The organism is Erwinia sp. AK-PDG3-5, assembly GCF_056821705.1.
The window spans coordinates 1,683,933-1,702,741 of the sequence record NZ_CM165967.1; the positions used below are offsets into that span (position 1 = coordinate 1,683,933).

The following is an 18,809-nucleotide window of genomic DNA, read 5'->3' on the forward strand; positions in this document are numbered from 1 at the left end:
GCCCGATTCCGTTTAATGGTGGGATTACTGACGGAGTTTGAGCAACTCCGCGCGGGTCCAGGCATGGTCGATACCGGAAAGCTGCACCGAAAAGCGCTGCAGGAATTGCTGGGTGGTCGCCAGGCGGCCGTGGCTCATCAGCAGCAGTGGCAACAACAGCGCGATGCACAGCTGGGTGGCGGAAAATCCCTGCAGCTCCGAACGACGCTGGCTGACCAGGAACGCGCTACTCAAGGTAAAGCCGAGGATCAGACCGGCAACCACTTCGCTGGTGGAGTGGTAGTTCAGCACCAGACGGGAGGCACCGACCATCAGCGGGATCAGGTAACCCACCACCACCGCGCAGGTGCGCCAGGCAGGCTTAAGGCGGCCGCTGAGCAACCACAGCATTACCGGCCACAGGGTGGCGGACATGGCGCTGTGGCCGCTGAAGCCGGTGAAGTTGAAACGCGCGCTGCCGATGCCATAACCCAGAAAAGCGATTTTAGACAGGCTGACGATGGCGCCCGCGGCGCAAAAAGCCAGCGCCCAATACCAGACGGCGCGGCGGTCGCTGTTTTTCCAGGTAATCAGAATGGCCATAATCACCGCGGTGGGGATCAACAGCATGCTGTCGCCGAAATAAGTCAAAATATGCAAAATATGCCAGGACACCGTATTTCCTTCTTACTGTGTTACCGAGCCGGGCCAGCGTGAGCCGGGACGGTATACAGATAACGTATTGATTATCCACTTCACGCCTGGCGAACGCTGCCCGGCTTAAAATGTGAGCTTGGTCTCATTGTTACCAGTTTAACGGGCATTGCCAGGCGCGGCTAACGGGAAAGTCCTAAAAGCATTTCCGCGCTTTTCTCTGGCATCAAACCCCCGAAATCCTTATAATTACGCGCGAAATCGTCCTCTCCTTTGTCTCAGACAACCAGTAATCAGGTCTTTAATTTTATGACTGACAAGTCGCACCAGTGCGTCATCGTAGGTATCGCCGGCGCATCTGCCTCGGGAAAAAGTCTCATCGCCAGCACGCTGTATCGCGAAGTGCGCGAACGTGTGGGTGATGAAAATATTGGCGTTATCCCCGAGGATGCGTATTACAAAGACCAAAGCCATCTGACCATGGATGAGCGGGTCAAAACCAACTACGATCACCCCAGCGCGATGGACCATAGTCTGCTGCTGCAACATCTGCAGAAGCTGAAAGCCGGTGAAGCGATAGACCTGCCAGTATACAGCTATGTTGATCATACCCGTACTGCGCAGACTGTTCAGCTGAAGCCAAAAAAAGTCATCATCCTGGAAGGGATCCTGCTGTTGACCGACGCCCGTCTGCGCCAGGAGATGAACTTCTCTATCTTCGTTGATACGCCGCTCGATATCTGCCTGATGCGGCGTATGAAGCGCGATGTGAATGAACGTGGCCGCTCGATGGATTCGGTCATGGCGCAATATCAGAAAACCGTTCGTCCGATGTTCCTGCAGTTCATCGAACCGTCCAAACAGTATGCTGACATTATCGTGCCTCGCGGCGGAAAAAACCGCATCGCCATCGATATTCTGAAGGCCAAGATCAATCAATTCTTCGAATAGCCGACAGGGAATTTTATCAATGAGATTATGCGACCGCGATATTGAAGCCTGGCTGGACAATGGCCAGCTGGAGATTACCCCACGTCCACCGGTTGAACGCATTAACGGTGCGACCGTTGATGTGCGTTTGGGGAATCAGTTCAGAACCTTCCGCGGGCACACCGCGGCCTTTATCGATCTCAGTGGTCCAAAGGATGAAGTCAGTGCGGCGCTGGATCGCGTGATGAGCGACGAGATTGTCCTGCCGGAAGGCGAGGCGTTCTTCCTGCATCCGGGCGAACTGGCACTGGCCGTGACGCTGGAGTCGGTCACGCTGCCGGATAATCTGGTAGGCTGGCTGGACGGACGCTCCTCTCTGGCGCGTCTTGGGCTGATGGTTCACGTCACGGCTCACCGCATCGATCCCGGCTGGCAGGGCCGAATTGTGCTGGAGTTCTATAATTCAGGTAAGCTGCCTCTGGCGCTGCGTCCGGGTATGCTGATCGGCGCACTGAGTTTTGAACCGCTGTCCGGCCCGGCTGCGCGGCCGTATAACCGCCGCACCGATGCCAAATACAAAGGGCAGCAGGGCGCGGATGCCAGCAGGATCGACAAAGATTAGAATAATCTGGCTCGTCAGCGTCTTGCCACTGGGTAACCGTGACGGGAATAAGGGGAAGGCATGAGACGATTTATTACCACGCTGGCTATTTTGCTGGTGGTAATTGTGGCCGGAATGACTGCGCTGGTGTTATTGGTTAATCCCAACGATTTTCGCGGTTATATGGCTCAGCAGGTTGAGCAGCGCAGCGGCTATCGTTTAGCGCTTAATGGCGATCTGCGCTGGCATGTCTGGCCGCAGCTGAGCATTCTTTCCGGTCAGATGACGCTGACCGCGCCGGGTGCCAAACAGCCGGTGGTCAGCGCCAGCAACATGCGTCTTGATGTCAGTCTTCTTCCACTTATTTCTCACCAGCTGTCGGTGAAGCAGGTGATGCTGAAAGGGGCGGTGTTCAATCTCACCCCGGACAGCGAAGCGCAACGTCCGGCTAATGCGCCCGTCGGCCCGGCGGGGAACAACCCGGACGAAGGCGTTACCCATGGCTGGACGTTTGATATTGCCGAACTGCGCATTGCCGACAGTTTGCTGATTTGGCAACAGGATAATGGCGAGCAGCTCAATCTTCGCGATCTCAATCTTCAGCTATCCCAGGACACTAAGCGTCGGGCGCACATTGAGCTGAGCAGCCGTATCAATCGCGATCAGCGCGAACTGCTGCTCAACCTCAACAGCGATCTGGACGTCAGCCGCTATCCTCAGCATCTCACCGCCGCCATCAATCAGCTGGATTACCAGATGACCGGTGCCGACCTGCCAAAAGACGGGCTGAAAGGGCAGATGAAAATGCAGGCCGAGTGGGCGGGAGATAATCAGGCCTTCAGCCTGAAAAATCTCTCACTGACCGCCAATGACAGCCAGCTTGATGGCAGCGCCAGCGGCATGCTCGGTGCCCGTCCGCAGCTGAATGTCGACCTGCACTCACCGTTGCTCAACATGGACTCCTTATTGGGTCTGGAGCCGGACAGTGCCGACGGTGGCCAGACGGTCCAGGCGCAACGTTCGGGCCCTGGCCCGGTCATTTCCCGCCCGGTTGAGCATGATAATGCTGATTCTCCTCTCAATGCGATGGACGGCAACGTTGCGCTGACGGTCGATAAAATGCGCTGGCGGGGCATGGATTTCGACCAGGTTAATCTGCGTGCGTCGAGTAAAGGTGGCTTGCTGAATCTGGCGACCTTAAGCGGTAAATCCGGCAGCGGTGACTTCTCTCTGCCAGGCAGTATCGATGTGCGCACGGCTGAGACGATGGTTAAATTGCAGCCGACGTTAAAAAACATTGCCGTTGCGCCGTTGCTGAAAGCCTTTGCTCTGCCAGCTTCCCTTAGCGGCGATCTGTCGCTGGCCGGAAACTTCAGCGGCTCTGGCCTGACGGTGCCTTCCTTCAAGCAGGCCTGGCAGGGTAACGCTGAGCTGACGCTGGATAACGCGCAGATGGCCGGGCTTAACTTCCAGCAGATGATCCAGCGCGCGGTAGAAAGAAACAGTAATCGGGTTCGTGGGCCGGCCGATGCGGCGAAGGAAAACAATCTGCAGCAGATTAAAGGTAACGCCTCGCTCAACAATGGCTTACTGACCTTCCCAGGATTGCAGGGACATTCCCCGATGCTGGATTACAGCGGCAAAGGGCAGGTCAACCTGGCGAGCCAGCAGGCGGACATGACCTTTGGTGTAACGGTGACGAATGGCTGGCAGGGCGATGATGAGCTGGTGAAACGCCTGCAGTCGACGCCGGTGCCATTGCGCATTTACGGGCCGTGGTCTGGCCTGAACTACTCATTACAGGTCGACCAGGTGCTGCGCCAGCAGTTGCAGGATGAAGCGAAAAAACGGCTACAGCAGTGGTCGGACCGTAACAAGAGCAGCGATAAAAACAGTTCAGTACAGAAACTGCTTAAAGACATGTAGCAGGAGCCGGGAAGTTGCTCAGACTTCGTAATCCGGCTCTTCAGTCACCGCCAACGGAATGATTTGCACTTTCTGGACGCGGTGGCTGTCTACCTGCAACGTACGGAACAGGAAATCCCCCACCTGAATCTCTTCCCCTTGCTGCGGCACTCGCTGCATATGCTCCATCAGTAACCCTGCCAGCGTGTGATATTCCCGCTTCTCATTTAGCGGCAACTCCAGATACATCACCAGGTCATCCAGCGGCATATGGCCATTAGCCGTCCAGCTGCCGTCGGTATTTTGCTGAATGTCGTAGCGCGGATCGATCGCTTCACCTTCATTAGGCAGGTTGCCGGCGATGGTTTCCATCACGTCACTTAATGTCACGACCCCTTCCACCGAGCCAAACTCATCCACCACAAAGGCGAAATGCGTACGTGCGGTGCGAAATTGCTCCAGCGCGGGCAGTAAGGTTAGCTGTTCGGGGAACACCAGAGGCTGGCGGATCAACGCCCTTATATCCAGACTGTCCCCGTGCAGGGACTGTTTCAGCAGGTCGATAACGTGCACCACGCCAAGCGGGTCGTCACTGTTATCGGTCACCACGATGCGCGTATGTTGATTCAGGTCGAGCAGTGACATGATTTTCTCAGGCGACTCGCTGAGGTCCACATGCTCAACATCATGGCGCGAAGTCATAATGCTGCTGACCGTGCGCTGGCCCATGCCGAGCACCCGCGCAATCATCATCCGCTCCTGCTTATTGAAAATCGCCTGGCTTTCAATATTGTCGGCCACCAGTGCCGAGGTCTGCGAATCCAGTTCGGCGGGTTCATGATTGCCGCGTAATAAACGCAGCACCGCTTCTGCGGTTCTCTTCCTTAATGGCGAGGTCGATGAAAGGAAGCGGCGACGGTTAAATTGCGCCAGTTGATTCAGCGCTTCAATGATGATGGAGAAGCCAATCGCGGCATAAAGGTAGCCTTTTGGAATTTCATAGCCAAAACCGTCGGCAACCAGGCTGAAACCAATCATTAGCAGGAAGCTAAGACAGAGGATGACGATCGTCGGGTGTCCATTAACAAATCTTGTTAATGGTTTGCTGGCCAGAAGCATCAGGAAGATGGCCACAATCACCGCAGCCATCATCACCGCGAGGTGATCCACCATGCCGACGGCGGTGATCACCGAGTCCAGCGAAAACACCGCATCCAGGACCACTATTTGCGCGACAACTGGCCAAAATTTAGCACCACGCTTTTGTGGGTTTTCATCCTCATCCTTGCCTTCCAACCGTTCGTTCAATTCCATGGTGGCTTTGAACAGTAAGAAGATCCCGCCAATAAGCATGATCAGGTCACGTGCACTGAAAGGGTGCCCGATCAGTGTGAAAAGCGGCGTAATAAGGGAGGAGATCCAGGAGATAGACGCCAGCAGCAGCAACCGCATCACTAATGCCAGCAGCAGGCCGGTTACACGGGCTCTGTCGCGCAGGGCTGGGGGGAGTTTTTCCGCCAGGATGGCGATAAAGACAAGATTATCAATCCCCAGGACCAGTTCTAAAACGATAAGGGTGACCAGGCCAGCCCAGATAGAGGGATCGGCGATCCATTCGAACATTACGCACACACCTGCAAAGATTGAAACAGTTGAGATGATGATAGTGAATCGGCAGCGATTCAACAAATAATCGGAAGAGTCAGCTGAAGTGAAAGCTCAGTTTATCGTCACTGGCGGGATAATCATCAAATGAATTTACTAAGATAAATCCGGAGTATTTTGCTGCCGGAGTTTTCAAGACTATTCGCATAGGTTGTGAGCGGAAATTCGGTGATACTTCTCGGCTGACGCAATCCGTTCAGGATTAATCTTAAGAGATCGAATTAATCTGAATTTTATCCAGAAGGGGGAGAGTGTATGCAAGGTATAGACTGGAACGAAAGGTAGTCTTAATCCTAAAAGACAGTGCGGGCAGGGACAGCCTCTTGTAAACAGGCCAGTAATAACTAGTATAGCAACGTGTTAGTAAATGTCTGCGTTAATGACGCAATTTGCGCAGTAACGGCGTCTTAATCTCTTTTTATGTGAACAGCAACACGTTAAGACGGCAAACACGTTAGCCTGAGCCCGGAGAGGACAGGATAAAAACAACAAGGTAAAGCAGCGTTACAGCGCATTGGCAGCTACAAGCCAGGGGCGGTAGCGTGCCAGACCAGGAATGGGCGGGCAAGCTGGGGTGTCACTACCGTTGTTGTTGATTTTACATGTCAATTCTCTTGTCGCTCTGCCAGTTACGATGACCTTTAACACGACTCCCAAATACGTTTCCTGTGTAATAAATGACGTGAGTAAAAAACACGCAATTATTTTCAGTGGTGGAAATTAATAAATCACAGGCTTCCGAAGAAAAAATTAAGAGTTAACTATGCGCGATATAGAGTTCACCTTTAAAGGGTTGTTAATTAAACTATCACTGGCACTTTCAGATTTAGTCTTTTTTAATGCCTCTTTGTTTATTGCAATCTTGTTGATTAATGCATTGCCTGGAAATCTTCTGAGCGATATTTCTCTACAAGCGCTGCAGTTAAAAATAGCGACACACATTATTCTCTCTGTGGTCTGTATCTTTTGGTTCTGGGTTCGCCAGCGCCACTATACTTATCGCAAGCCTTTCTGGTTTGAGTTAAAAGAAATATTCAGAACTATTCTGATTTTCTCGGTGATCGACCTGTCGATTACCGCTTTATCAAAATGGGAAATGTCCCGTTGGATTTGGGTCACAACCTGGATCCTGGCGTTAATCTTAATTCCAATTGGCCGTGCCATCGTGAAGCGTATTCTTAACCACTACGGTCTGTGGAAAAGACAAACGATTATTATCGGTAGCGGCAAAAACGCGGAAGAAGCTTACCTGGCGCTGCAAAGCGAAGAGGTGATGGGTTTTGACGTTGTGGCCTTCTACGATGTTGATGGCGGTACGCCAGCCCCAGCCTTATTTGGTATTCCTGTCGTCCGCGAAGAGAATGCGCTGTGGCAGCTGGTGAACGGCGATACGCAGTTTATCGTGGCCGTTGAATATGAGCAGAGTCAGTTCCGCGATTTGTGGCTGAAAAATCTGGCAAAACATAACTGCCGTTCCGTTTCCGTGATACCTTCATTACGCGGCGTTCCGCTTTATGGCACGGATATGGCATATATCTTCAGCCACGAAGTGATGATCCTGCGCGTCAGTAATAACCTGGCGAAGCGCACCTCACGCATCGTTAAACGCGCGTTCGACATTATCGGTGCGCTGGGCATCATCACCATGTTAATGCCTGCGCTGGCGGTACTGATCTTTATGGTAGCGCGCGATGGCGGCAACCCGATTTATGGTCACGAACGTGTAGGTATGAACGGCCGTAAATTCAAATGCCTTAAGTTCCGCTCAATGTGCGTTAACTCCAAAGAAGTGCTGGAGGAAGTGCTGCGCACCGACCCGATTGCCCGGGCCGAGTGGGATAAAGACTTCAAACTGAAAAACGACCCGCGTATTACGCGTATTGGTCACTTTATTCGTAAAACCAGCCTGGATGAACTGCCGCAGTTGTGGAATGTGGTTCGCGGTGAAATGAGTCTGGTGGGTCCGCGTCCGGTCATTGAAGATGAGCTGGAGCGTTACGCGGGTGATGTCGATTACTACTTTATGGCGAAACCTGGCATGACCGGCTTGTGGCAGGTGAGTGGCCGTAATGATGTTGATTACGAAACTCGTGTTTACTTTGACTCCTGGTACGTAAAAAACTGGTCACTGTGGAACGATATCGCCATTCTTTTCAAAACGGTTGGTGTGGTTTTGAAACGTGATGGGGCTTATTGACAGGGGCGTTGTCCCGTCAAAACGGGGCGGGCGTTGTCGGCTCGTCCCGGTATTAAAGAGTGTCTTTTGACTGCTAACTGTCATTGACTTGCGAGCTAAACAAACTTTTTTTTGATGAATGTTAAGCGTCGGCTTTAATCAATCCGGCAAGACATAAAAAAGGATAGGGAGTTAAAGATAATGACTGACAGTTACAGTGCTTGAACAGTTGCTTCACCTTATTCATTTTGCATGACGCTACACAGCGGCGGACTCGCCACTATCAATCAATTTACTGATAGCGAAGAACCAGATGATCACAATCAAAACGAAATTGATACCCCTGATGGTATCGGCAGCACTCCTTTCCGGATGTACCATCGCTCCGGGTAGTTCTCTTTCCACCAGCGGAAAAGATGTCATTAAGCAGCAGGATAGTGACTTCGATATTGATAAATACGTCAACGTCTTTCCTATGACCCCAGGTCTGGTTGAGCAAATGCGACCAACGCCTGTCGTTGCGCAGCCTAACCCAAGCCTGCAGAACGAATTGCAAAACTATGAATACCGCATTGGTGTGGGCGATGTATTGACCGTCACCGTGTGGGATCACCCTGAATTGACTACGCCAGCTGGCCAGTACCGCAGCGCGAGCGATACCGGTAACTGGGTACATTCAGACGGCACCATCTTCTATCCTTACATTGGCCGCGTTCGCGTCGCCACCCGCACGGTGCAGGAAGTGCGTGATGAGATTTCTCGTCGTCTGGCGCAGTACATCGAAAGCCCGCAGGTCGATGTCAGCGTAGCGTCATTTAAATCGCAAAAAGCCTATGTGACGGGCGAAGTGACCACCTCCGGTCAGCAGCCAATCACCAACGTACCGTTAACTATCCTTGATGCCATTAACGCCGCAGGCGGTCTGACTGCTACGGCCGACTGGCGTAACGTTGTGCTGACGCACAACGGTCGAGAGATGCCTATCTCACTGCAGGCGCTGATGCAAAATGGCGACCTGTCCCAGAACCATCTGCTCTATCCGGGCGATATTCTCTACGTTCCACGCAACGACGATCTGAAAGTCTTTGTGATGGGCGAAGTGAAACAGCCTGCCACCCTGAAAATGGACCGCAGCGGCATGACGCTGGCGGAAGCGCTGGGCACTGCTCAGGGGATGGATCAGACCGTGGCCGATGCCACCGGCGTATTCGTAATCCGCCCTATCAAAGGCAACAATCGTAAGAAGATTGCGAATATTTATCAGCTGAATACCAAAGACGCTTCGGCGATGGTCATGGGCTCTGAGTTCCAACTGCAGCCTTATGACATCGTTTACGTTACGGCAACGCCTCTGGCACGTTGGAACCGCGTGATTTCGCAGCTGGTCCCAACCATCAGTGGCCTCTACGACGCAACACGTAACGTCCAGACGATTCACAACTGGTAATGACCGGGGAACATTATGATTAATTCAATCTTAGTGGTCTGTGTCGGAAACATCTGCCGCTCTCCCACCGGGGAGCGGTTACTCAAATCGGCACTGCCAGATAAAAAAATCGCTTCAGCCGGGCTCGGTGCCATGGTGGGCGAGGCAGCCGATGGGACAGCAAGCAGCGTGGCCGATCAACATGGGGTCTCACTGGATGGGCACGTCGCCCAACAGCTGACCTCAGGCATGTGCCGGGATTACGATCTGATCCTGGTGATGGAAAAGAAACATGTCGATTTGGTCAACCGCATCAACCCTTCCGTACGTGGCAAGACCATGTTATTTGGCCACTGGCTTAACCAACAGGAAATAGCGGATCCCTATAAGAAAAGCCGCGAAGCCTTTGAAGCCGTGTACGGAATACTCGAAAACGCTGCCCAGAAATGGGTCAACGCATTAAGCCGATAGTTGAGAATATCCATGAATATAAAAAGTAAGGCACCGTCCGCGCAAAAAGACGATTCCAATGGATGGGATCTGGCGCATCTTGTGGGACAACTGGTAGACCATCGTTGGGTAATTGTGGCTGTCACAGCGCTTTTTATGTTGTTAGGGACCCTTTACAGCCTGTTCGCCACGCCTATTTATAGTGCGGATGCGATGGTGCAGGTAGAAAATAAAAACCCGAACACCGTGCTGAACGACCTGACCCAAATGATGCCAAACGCGCAGCCAACGTCTGACACGGAAGTGCAGATTGTGACTTCACGTATGGTAATCGGCAAAACGGTTCATGACCTGGGTCTGGACGTACTGGTTCAGCAGAACTACCTGCCGGTGATTGGCCAGGGCCTCTCACGTATGGCGGGTAACAAGCCGGGTACGCTGGACGTGCCGTTGCTGACCGTGCCGATGACCTGGGAAAAACGTAACGTTGAAATCGAAGTCAACGGCCCGGACAGCTACACCGTCAGCAAAGATGGTGACGAGCTGTTTAAAGGTAAAGTCGGCGAGCTGGAAAACCAGAAGGGCGTAACCATTATGGTTAAAGCCATTCAGGATATCGATGAGGGCACTACCTTCACCGTGACCAAGCTTTCTGAGCTTCAGGCTATCAAGATGGTTAACGATAACCTGAACGTTGCGGATAAAGGCAAAGACACCGGCGTGCTGGGTCTGGTTTACAACGGTGAGGATCCGGTACAGATCAGCAACGTGCTGAACCAAATTATCACCAACTATGTTGGCCAGAACGTTGAGCGTAAATCTGAAGAAGCTGAGAAAAGCCTGATCTTCCTGAAGAAGCAGCTGCCGGACGTGCGTGGCAAACTGGACGCAGCAGAAGACAAGCTGAATACCTACCGTCGTGCGAATGACTCGGTGGATATGTCGTTGGAAGCGAAATCTGCGCTGGACTCTTCTGTCAGCATCCAGACTCAGCTGAACGAACTGACCTTCCGTGAAGCCGAAGTGTCTCAGCTGTTTAAGAAAGATCACCCGACTTACCGCGCGCTGTTAGAAAAACGCCAGACGTTGTTGGATGAGCAGAAAAAGCTGAACACCAAAATCGGCCAGATGCCGCAGACCCAGCAGGATATCGTGCGTCTGACGCGTGATGTGCAGGCCGGTCAGGAAATCTACATGCAGCTGTTGAACCGTCAACAGGAACTGAACATCAGCAAGGCCAGCACCGTGGGTGACGTTCGCATCGTGGACACCGCCGAAACCGCCGGGAGCCCGGTTGCACCTAAGAAAATGCTGCTGATTTTAGCGAGCATGATTCTGGGCCTGATCTTCTCTGTTGGTTATATCGTGTTGAAAGCGATGTTCCACCACGGTATCGACCGTCCGGATCAGCTGGAAGAGTTGGGCATGAGCGTTTACGCCAGCGTCCCTCTGTCCGAATGGCAGCGTAAGAAGGATGCTGAAGCGCTGACCAAACGTAATGTGCAGGGCAAAACTGACCCACACAACACGCTGCTGGCGCTGGGTAACCCAACTGACCTGTCCATTGAAGCGATTCGTAGCCTGCGTACCAGCCTGCACTTCGCGATGATGGAAGCCAAAAACAACATCCTGATGATCACCGGTGCCAGCCCGGGTATTGGTAAAACCTTTATCTGTGCCAACCTGGCAACCCTGGTGGCGAAAGCCGGTCAGAAAGTGCTGTTCATTGATGGTGACATGCGTCGTGGCTATACCCACGAACTGTTAGGCGCCAGCGGTAAAGTGGGTCTGTCTAACGTGCTGTCTGGCAAAACGCCATTCACCACTGATTTGGTACAGACTGGCGACTTCGGCTTTGATTTCATTCCACGCGGTCAGGTTCCGCCTAACCCGTCAGAACTGTTGATGCACAGCCGCATGAGCGACCTGCTGGATTGGGCAAGCAAGAACTACGATCTGGTGCTGATTGATACCCCACCAATCCTGGCCGTTACCGATGCCTCTATTATCGGTAAGCTGGCAGGCACTTCACTGATGGTGGCTCGCTTCGAGACCAACACGCTGAAAGAGGTGGATATCAGTTACAAGCGCTTTGCACAGAATGGTATTGAAATTAAGGGCGTGATCCTTAACGCCGTGGTACGTAAAGCCTCCAATGCCTATGGCTACGGTTATGACTATTACGATTACCAGTACAAGCAGGATGCGAAAAGCTAAGTAATAAAGAAGAACCTTTTCGCTCTGACCGGGAAAGGTTCTTTTAATTTGCTCCCCTTAAGCCGCAGGGCAGGGGAGTTATTCGTTAGGCCGTTTCATCTGGACGTTTAAAAGGTGCCTGATAATGAAGGATATTTTCTTTTCGATTGTCATTCCTGCATACAATGCATCCGAATCAATTGTCACCACGCTTGACTGCGTAGCCGCGCAAACCTACCAAAACTTTGAAGTGATCATCATTGATGATAAATCCGCTGATGCTGAGCAACTGGCGGAAGTGGTCAAGGCAGAGAAATACAGCCAGCTGAAGATTAATCTGGTGCTGTCGCAGGAGAAGCTGAATGGATCCGGTGCCCGTAATAAAGGTATCGAACTGGCGACCGGCGATTACATCAGCTTCCTCGATGCGGATGATGAGTGGCATAAAGACAAGCTGCTTGAGTCGCTGAAAGAGATTCAAAAGCTGGAAGCGCAGGGCAAACAGAAGTTTATTATTTTCAGCCAGGTGAACATCGTTCAGGACGGCAGTTTCCTGAAGGTGATGCCAATGCAGCCGGTAGCGCGGACCGAAACCGTTGCTGAATATCTGTTCGGTTGCTACGGCTTTATTCAGACCAGCACCATTGTGCTGAAGCGTGAGTATGCTGAAGACATTAAATTTGACCCGAAATACATCCGTCATCAGGATTACGATTTCTGCATTCGTGCCGATAAAAAGGGCTATGAATTTGTGATGATTGCCCAGCCGCTGGCTAACTACCATTTGGTGACCAAATTTGGTTCCAAGCACAAAGGTGAGTCGGTCAAGTATTCCGAATTCTGGCTGGATAACATGAAGCCTTACCTGACGCAGCGCGATATCAATACTTACCGCGCCTACAAGCTGCCGCTTCGCTACAAGATGGATGGCAAGTCGCTGCATGCCAGCGTCAGCTTTATGCGTTACTTTTTCCTGACCAATAAAGATAACCGCACCTATTTCATCAATCGCCTGAAAGACAAATTCAAAGAGCGACTGGGAAACAAGTAAACCGGCAACAGAACACGGAAACGTCTCGTTGTGGGCAATTTTACCCTGTTGGGATGAGCAACTACACACTGCAAGTTTTACCCATAAAATCTAAGAAAATTTGTATATTAAGCTGGAAAATATAAGGAAAGCTTAAATGTCTCCATACTGGTATATTTCAGGGTTTATCGCATTACTTTCAATACTGGAAGTTATTACGAAGGGGAATAACAATAGTCAAAAAATCTCCACGTACCTGTTTCTGATTTGCGTTCTGGTTCTGATTGTCTTTGGCGGTATCCGCGGACTCGGAACGGGAATGGATGACTATCAGTACCGCAGTTTCTATCATGACTTCCTGCAACGTATTGAAGTGAACGGCGTCTGGCAGACCATTGCCTTCTTCCGTTATGAGCCGTTGACCTTCGTGATTGCCTTTATCGCCAGTGTGGTGTCGAAAAATTCCGACATATTGATTTTTATCTACTGTGCAATCTCGGTATCGATCAACGCCGCATTCTTTAAAAGGCTTTCTCCGTACCCGATCCTGACGCTGGCGTTGTACTCAGCGCATATCTTTATTAATAAAGATATGAACCAGATCCGCTTCGGACTTAGCTCGGCCTTTTTCCTCGGCTTTGTCTATTTCCTGTTTACCGGCGAGAAGATGTGGGCGTTTGCCTTCTTCCTGCTGTCGTTCTTCAGCCATAACACCGCGGTCATTGCCGTCACCATTATTCCGTTCCTGTTTATCAGAAAGTCACCGTTCATTCCGATCATGATTATTCTGGTCAGCGTGCCGTTATCCAAAGTCGGCGGGAATAACTTTGTTCAGCTGATCTCCTCGCACCTCGGGGGGCTGGGGCAACGTGCGGCTGACTACAGCAACGGGGATTCGACCGAGCCGACGTCGGTATTCTCGATCGCTAACTTTAAGAACATCATTCTGGTCTTTGTCTTCTGCTACTTTATGCTGTCAAGAAAGCTGAAAGAGACCGACTGGCAGGCATACAGCTTTAACTACCTGATCATCCTGATTTTCTCAATCGGTGGTGCGGTCAGGATCTTCTTCTATGACTATCCGTCAGGCGCCCGTTTGTCGAACTACCTGCTACAGGTTGAGCCAATCGTGCTGGCCACGCTGGTGTTCTACGCCAAAAGGGTGCTGAAGCTGCCGGTTTATATGATGGTGTTACTGATCGTCGCGTATTACCTCTACTACAACACCATCCAGGTGAAACAGGCCGTCGTGGGTTACACCGTTTCTGATACCTTCCGTCTGACCAACTAATTCAGACGCGCACCGAATTCTTCACAGGCCATGAATGTTATGGCCTTTTTTCTTTCCATTTTTACGCTTCAGCGATGCAGATTCAGGAAATCAGATGACAAATCAAATCGGCACAGTGGGCATTATCATCCCCATGTACAATGCGCGGGACACGGTTCTGCGGGCAGTACAATCGGTACTTGATCAAACCTGGACAGACTGGCGAATCTATCTGATTAACGATAAATCCACCGATGACTCGCTGGCCTTTGTGCAGGAGCACTGTCGCGACGCCCGTATCACTATCCTCAGTAACGAGGTGAATCTCGGTGCGGCGGAAACCCGCAATGTCGGTTTGCTGGCAGCGAAAGAAGAGATTATCGCTTTCCTCGACAGTGATGATGAGTGGGAAAAAGATAAGCTGATGTTGCAAACTCAGGCGATGGCTGCCGGCGACGATCTGGTCATTTCCCATTACGGTTATAAATCCCGCACCAAGTCTTACGACGTGACCTACAGCAAGCCCTACCTGATGAAAGATAATTTTGTGAAAAAGCAGTTCCGTATCTGCTTCTCTTCGGTCTGTTTCCGTCGTCCGGCGCGCAATATTCTGTTCCAGAAAAAGGGGCATGAGGACTTTTTATTCCTCTACGAATTGTTTGAACAGTACAAGCAGGCGCGAGTGATTGAGAAAAATCTGGTCGTTTACTACGAGCTGGGTGACTCCCTCTCGCGGAATAAGAACAAAGCGGCGAAGTGGCACCTTGAGTTATTAAGATTTATCTATAAAAACAATCCACTAAAAGTGTATTACTATTACGTCTGGTACATGGTTAACGGCGTTTTGTTCACGCTTAAGCACAGATGATTGCTGTGGCTTGAAACGTTTCAGTCTGAGAAAGACGAACACCGTAACCCGGCCCGCACTTCGCCACTGACTGGCGCTGCGGGCCGGGTTTTTAACATTGATGTGACAGAGGTGGTTAGTCCGCGATGAAAAAAATAGTGCTGGTGATTAAAGACGCCTATTCCTACGCCGGAACCGAGAACATATGCAACTTTATGTCTGAATGCTTAGGCGATGAACATGAAGTGGTGATTTACTCCCTCGAAGGCTCAGGTAAGACCTTCTATCCCTTCGAGAAAGTGAAGCAGATTGTCAGTTTTGAAGGTGAGAAAAACCCGATCCGCAGCGCGGTAAAACGCATCAACGAGCAGGGATTCGATACCGTATTCCTGATCAGCATGGGTCGCCTCAGCGTGATGTTTGCTTTCTGGAACATGCTTTCGCTTAAAAAGAAAACTGCCAGGACCTACGCCTGCGAACACATTGCGATAAATTCCTTCAGCAAGCCGATTAAATTCCTCAAATATCTCATGCTGCGTTACTACGATCGCGTCATCGTACTGACCGATAAAGACGATAGCGTCTTTACGCAGTGGGGGATCCCCAGCAAGACCATTCCCAATCCGGTGGTATTCAAAAACTTCGAGAGAACCACGCGCAACCGTCAGGCGCTGGCAGTCGGCCGTCTGGATCACCAGAAAGGCTTCGATCTGCTGCTGGACGTCTGGCAGGGTTTTGTGGCGACCAACCCGGACTGGACACTGGTGATTGCCGGTGACGGCGAGCTGAAAGACGCGCTGATCGCGCAAGCGAAGAGCCTGAATATCAGCAACAGCGTGTCGTTTGTTGGCCGCGTTTCCAATATCAACGATTACTACCGCGACAGTGATATGGCGCTGATGACCTCACGTTATGAAGGCCTGCCGCTGGTCCTGCTGGAAGCGAAATCCTGGTCAATGCCGGTCGTCGCCTATGACTGCCCAACCGGGCCGCAGGAAATCATCAACGACAACGTTGATGGCTTCCTGGTGCCAATGAACGACCGTGCCACCTTTATTGCAAAAATGAACCAGCTCGCACACAACGACGAGCTGTTCTACGCCATGAGTGAGAAAACCAAAACCACCTCGCTGAAGTTTGATGGCAAGGTGATTAAAGAAAGCTGGCTCTCTCTGGTTTAACTGTTAAGCACCTTCACTGGCTGGCCTGACGCCGGTCAGTGAAGAACTGCCTCTGGAAATCAAATTCACGCCACACCTCAATAATGTCTGTTGACTATGGGATTACTTGAATGAAAAGAAGAGAATTAATTACCGGCTTCTCATCGATTCTTGCAGCCCTCTCTGTGAGCTCGTTTTCCAGTCAGGCCGCTGATAAAAAGGCCTCTGTTTCGCTGAAAGATGTCTCTCCGGGAGACGTGCCGAAACAGGATGTGCCGGTCCTGACGCCTGAAAATATTTACACCATGCCTGACCGCTTCTGGAAAACCTTCAGCGGTAAGCTCTATATCGGTAAAGCCGGCACGGACCCGACTCAGGCAGGTAATCTGATTGATGTTTTTCTAAAAAATGCCAACGGCAAGTTGTCTAAAATTGAGCAGCCGATTGCGCTCAATAAGGGTAACTTCCAGCAGTTTATTGATGACAATGCCGCGCTGATCGCCGATCCGGCGCACTCAATGGCGGTGGTTGATGACAGTGGTAAATCGCTGTTTAACATTCCCGATGTTTCCCGTCCGGGGGCCAACAATTTCAGCCAGCGTCTGGCACAGCCTGCGGGCTATCAGCTAATTGGCGAAATCCCGTCGGTTGATGAGCTGCGTAAAACGCGTCCGCTGTTTGAAGGGGCGAAAGTCAAACTCAGCAGCTGGCACGATGGTCTGGAAGAGGGCGGTGGTGAGTTCGTCGGCACCTTCGAAGCGGGCCGTGACGATGGCGGGGTGATTTTCTCCGGTCCGGGTTATCACTGGCGTCGTGTCGTTGAAGATTTCAACCGTCTGACGCTGTTTGATTTCGGCGCTATCGATGATGGCAAAACCGATGCGGCACCGGCGATCAAAGCGATGTACAACTGGTCGCAACAGGCCAACCAGCAGATTTGCATACAGTTCCCGGCCGGAACCTTCTTTGTCAGTGGCTGTGACTTCTCCGGCGAACAGACCCGCTTCTTCCGCGTGTCCGGGGCAATGGTCAACTTCGGTTACTTCCCGGCGACCAATATCGTTTCCGACGGGAAATCGGACTTTATATTCAAAGTGAATACCCGTTGGGTGGAAATCAGTAACCTCAACGTCAATGGCCGCACCGACACGCAGCCCAACAAACAAGGCTTCTTCCTCAACGAATGTAAGGGTGGCCAGTTCTTCCGTGGCGCCTCCTTACGCTTTGTGCGCATGGGCGGCACCTCACTGAGCCTGATGGATACCCTCGATTGTAAAATCGATCAGTGGTATGCCACTCACTGTACCGGCGATGTAATCAAATCCATCTGGTCAAACCTGCCGCAGGGCAAGTGGGACCACAGCACGGCCATCGAGCTGTCTAACTTTAATGCGCAGTATTGCACCGAAGGGATGGTGCTGAATCTGGAGCGTTGCGGTCAGTCGATCATCCATAACGGCTGGATTGAACATACCGAGAACCCAGGCAACATCTCTAACGGCCAGTGGATTATCGATGCGCTGAGTCTGGAAGCCTGTAAGAACCCGCTGATTGCCCACTTTGCCCGTCTGAATATGCGTCAGACCAGCCTGCAGTCCGGCAGCTGGATTGATAACTCGCAGCAGGGTAAAGAGTTGCTCGGCGCCTGGGAGCGGGGTTCGACGCGCGTTGAGTCTTACGGCGTCGCCGTCGACGGCAGCATGAAATACAACTACCTGACCTCGCGCTTCCGTATCATCAACAATACCAATCAGGAAAAATGGTATGAGTTGGGCAATATCTATTCGCCCGACGTCGGTGATAACTGGGAAATCGAAATCTTTGGCCAGGCGTCGTTCAGCAACGGCACCGATAAAAGCGTGCTAACCCAGGTGGTGGACGGCAAAAGCACCGGTGGCAAAGCGATCATCAGTTTGCAGCGTAAGACGCATAAATTTGAGGCCAGCTGGCATGCCGAAGGGGCCAGCCCGATCGTCGACGTGATGTACGTTACGCCGTATGACACCGACACCCGCGTTTTCGTGAAGTTAGCGGGTTGGCTGGCGTCAGCCGGCGTGCTGATGAAGTCCACTGCCAAAGACCGCTTTATGACCGGCAAGTGCGCCCGCTTCGACAGCGAGATGCAGTTTGCCAAAGCGCCGACCGGTGCTGATGCTCACCATGCAGTGCAGCGCTTCACGCTGCATAACGGCAAAGCGGGTATCGGTGCCAATGAACAAGGCGATGTTTTACTGGAGTCTCGTCTGCTGAAAGCAGAAGAGGTGAACACGGCACAGCCGGAAGGTTATGTCTCAATGGTGATTAACGGTAAGCAAGTCGCCATGCCTTACTTTGCCCTTAAATAATCAAGGATACGGCGGAAAACAATCTGCCGTCACTGCCCGTTGTCCGCCTTTCTGACAGGGAGGGGCCCAGCGGGCATTAGGTGGTAAAGCTGTATTGATGAGCGTTCGGGGTTTCGAACAATAATACTTATTAATTAACCACTTATGGTTAGTGATAGCCTGTAAAATTACAAAA

At 51.6% G+C, this 18,809-nt stretch carries 14 protein-coding genes; 12 read left to right on the forward strand and 2 right to left on the reverse strand.

The genetic code is table 11. From position 1 onward, the window contains the following. Positions 1 to 24: 24 nt before the first annotated feature. Positions 25 to 654, reverse strand: a complete 630-nt coding sequence (locus AC1UKS_RS07585) for a phosphatase PAP2 family protein (RefSeq protein ID WP_482436273.1) — start codon at positions 652 to 654, stop codon at positions 25 to 27. Positions 655 to 942: 288 nt separating this feature from the next. On the opposite strand from AC1UKS_RS07585, the gene udk reads away from it, so the two are divergent. From udk to asmA, 3 genes are read left to right on the forward strand one after another with little or no spacing between them, the layout of a single operon-like run. After that, positions 943 to 1,584, forward strand: a complete 642-nt coding sequence (gene udk, locus AC1UKS_RS07590) for a uridine kinase (protein WP_013202964.1) — start codon at positions 943 to 945, stop codon at positions 1,582 to 1,584. Between the two features lie 19 nt (positions 1,585 to 1,603). Beyond that, positions 1,604 to 2,185, forward strand: a complete 582-nt coding sequence (gene dcd, locus AC1UKS_RS07595; protein ID WP_053144132.1) for a dCTP deaminase — start codon at positions 1,604 to 1,606, stop codon at positions 2,183 to 2,185. A gap of 60 nt (positions 2,186 to 2,245) precedes the next feature. Next, positions 2,246 to 4,090: an outer membrane assembly protein AsmA gene (gene asmA, locus AC1UKS_RS07600; RefSeq protein WP_482436274.1), complete on the forward strand. Its 1,845-nt coding sequence runs from the start codon at positions 2,246 to 2,248 to the stop codon at positions 4,088 to 4,090. 18 nt (positions 4,091 to 4,108) lie between these two features. Here asmA and AC1UKS_RS07605 read toward each other — a convergent pair whose 3' ends face one another. Next, the gene (locus AC1UKS_RS07605; protein WP_134824569.1) at positions 4,109 to 5,692 is read right to left on the reverse strand and encodes a TerC family protein; all 1,584 of its coding nucleotides are present in this window, start codon (positions 5,690 to 5,692) and stop codon (positions 4,109 to 4,111) included. Positions 5,693 to 6,497: 805 nt separating this feature from the next. Between AC1UKS_RS07605 and wbaP the strand changes: the two genes are divergently transcribed. From wbaP to AC1UKS_RS07650, 9 genes are all read left to right on the forward strand, one after another. Further along, positions 6,498 to 7,931, forward strand: coding sequence for an undecaprenyl-phosphate galactose phosphotransferase WbaP (gene wbaP / locus AC1UKS_RS07610; RefSeq protein ID WP_013202960.1), 1,434 nt, complete (start codon positions 6,498 to 6,500; stop codon positions 7,929 to 7,931). Positions 7,932 to 8,223: 292 nt separating this feature from the next. Then, positions 8,224 to 9,357, forward strand: a complete 1,134-nt coding sequence (locus AC1UKS_RS07615; protein WP_265911004.1) for a polysaccharide export protein — start codon at positions 8,224 to 8,226, stop codon at positions 9,355 to 9,357. Positions 9,358 to 9,372: 15 nt separating this feature from the next. Further along, complete coding sequence (locus AC1UKS_RS07620) at positions 9,373 to 9,807, forward strand: arsenate reductase/protein-tyrosine-phosphatase family protein (RefSeq protein ID WP_013202958.1); 435 nt, start codon at positions 9,373 to 9,375, stop codon at positions 9,805 to 9,807. Positions 9,808 to 9,819: 12 nt separating this feature from the next. Continuing rightward, the gene (locus tag AC1UKS_RS07625) at positions 9,820 to 12,003 is read left to right on the forward strand and encodes a polysaccharide biosynthesis tyrosine autokinase (protein WP_482436276.1); all 2,184 of its coding nucleotides are present in this window, start codon (positions 9,820 to 9,822) and stop codon (positions 12,001 to 12,003) included. Positions 12,004 to 12,127: 124 nt separating this feature from the next. Then, the gene (locus tag AC1UKS_RS07630) at positions 12,128 to 13,033 is read left to right on the forward strand and encodes a glycosyltransferase family 2 protein (protein ID WP_013202956.1); all 906 of its coding nucleotides are present in this window, start codon (positions 12,128 to 12,130) and stop codon (positions 13,031 to 13,033) included. A 136-nt stretch (positions 13,034 to 13,169) separates the two neighbouring features. After that, on the forward strand, positions 13,170 to 14,303 hold the full coding sequence (locus AC1UKS_RS07635) for an EpsG family protein (RefSeq protein ID WP_265911002.1): 1,134 nt from the start codon (positions 13,170 to 13,172) through the stop codon (positions 14,301 to 14,303). Between the two features lie 94 nt (positions 14,304 to 14,397). Then, entirely contained in the window at positions 14,398 to 15,150 is a 753-nt protein-coding gene (locus AC1UKS_RS07640; RefSeq protein WP_265911001.1) for a glycosyltransferase family 2 protein, read from the forward strand. Between the two features lie 125 nt (positions 15,151 to 15,275). Continuing rightward, the gene (locus AC1UKS_RS07645; protein WP_134824566.1) at positions 15,276 to 16,310 is read left to right on the forward strand and encodes a glycosyltransferase family 4 protein; all 1,035 of its coding nucleotides are present in this window, start codon (positions 15,276 to 15,278) and stop codon (positions 16,308 to 16,310) included. A 110-nt stretch (positions 16,311 to 16,420) separates the two neighbouring features. Next, on the forward strand, positions 16,421 to 18,634 hold the full coding sequence (locus AC1UKS_RS07650; RefSeq protein ID WP_265911000.1) for a phage tailspike protein: 2,214 nt from the start codon (positions 16,421 to 16,423) through the stop codon (positions 18,632 to 18,634). The last annotated feature ends 175 nt before the right edge of the window (positions 18,635 to 18,809 follow it).

Bases quoted from the DNA above. Each gene is read 5' to 3' on its own strand.
- udk (WP_013202964.1), top strand. From the start codon at position 943: ATGACTGACAAGTCGCACCAGTGCGTCATCGTAGGTATCGCCGGCGCA.
- dcd (WP_053144132.1), top strand. From the start codon at position 1,604: ATGAGATTATGCGACCGCGATATTGAAGCCTGGCTGGACAATGGCCAG.
- asmA (WP_482436274.1), top strand. From the start codon at position 2,246: ATGAGACGATTTATTACCACGCTGGCTATTTTGCTGGTGGTAATTGTG.
- AC1UKS_RS07605 (WP_134824569.1), bottom strand. From the start codon at position 5,692: ATGTTCGAATGGATCGCCGATCCCTCTATCTGGGCTGGCCTGGTCACC.
- wbaP (WP_013202960.1), top strand. From the start codon at position 6,498: ATGCGCGATATAGAGTTCACCTTTAAAGGGTTGTTAATTAAACTATCA.
- AC1UKS_RS07615 (WP_265911004.1), top strand. From the start codon at position 8,224: ATGATCACAATCAAAACGAAATTGATACCCCTGATGGTATCGGCAGCA.
- AC1UKS_RS07620 (WP_013202958.1), top strand. From the start codon at position 9,373: ATGATTAATTCAATCTTAGTGGTCTGTGTCGGAAACATCTGCCGCTCT.
- AC1UKS_RS07625 (WP_482436276.1), top strand. From the start codon at position 9,820: ATGAATATAAAAAGTAAGGCACCGTCCGCGCAAAAAGACGATTCCAAT.
- AC1UKS_RS07630 (WP_013202956.1), top strand. From the start codon at position 12,128: ATGAAGGATATTTTCTTTTCGATTGTCATTCCTGCATACAATGCATCC.
- AC1UKS_RS07635 (WP_265911002.1), top strand. From the start codon at position 13,170: ATGTCTCCATACTGGTATATTTCAGGGTTTATCGCATTACTTTCAATA.
- AC1UKS_RS07640 (WP_265911001.1), top strand. From the start codon at position 14,398: ATGACAAATCAAATCGGCACAGTGGGCATTATCATCCCCATGTACAAT.
- AC1UKS_RS07645 (WP_134824566.1), top strand. From the start codon at position 15,276: ATGAAAAAAATAGTGCTGGTGATTAAAGACGCCTATTCCTACGCCGGA.
- AC1UKS_RS07650 (WP_265911000.1), top strand. From the start codon at position 16,421: ATGAAAAGAAGAGAATTAATTACCGGCTTCTCATCGATTCTTGCAGCC.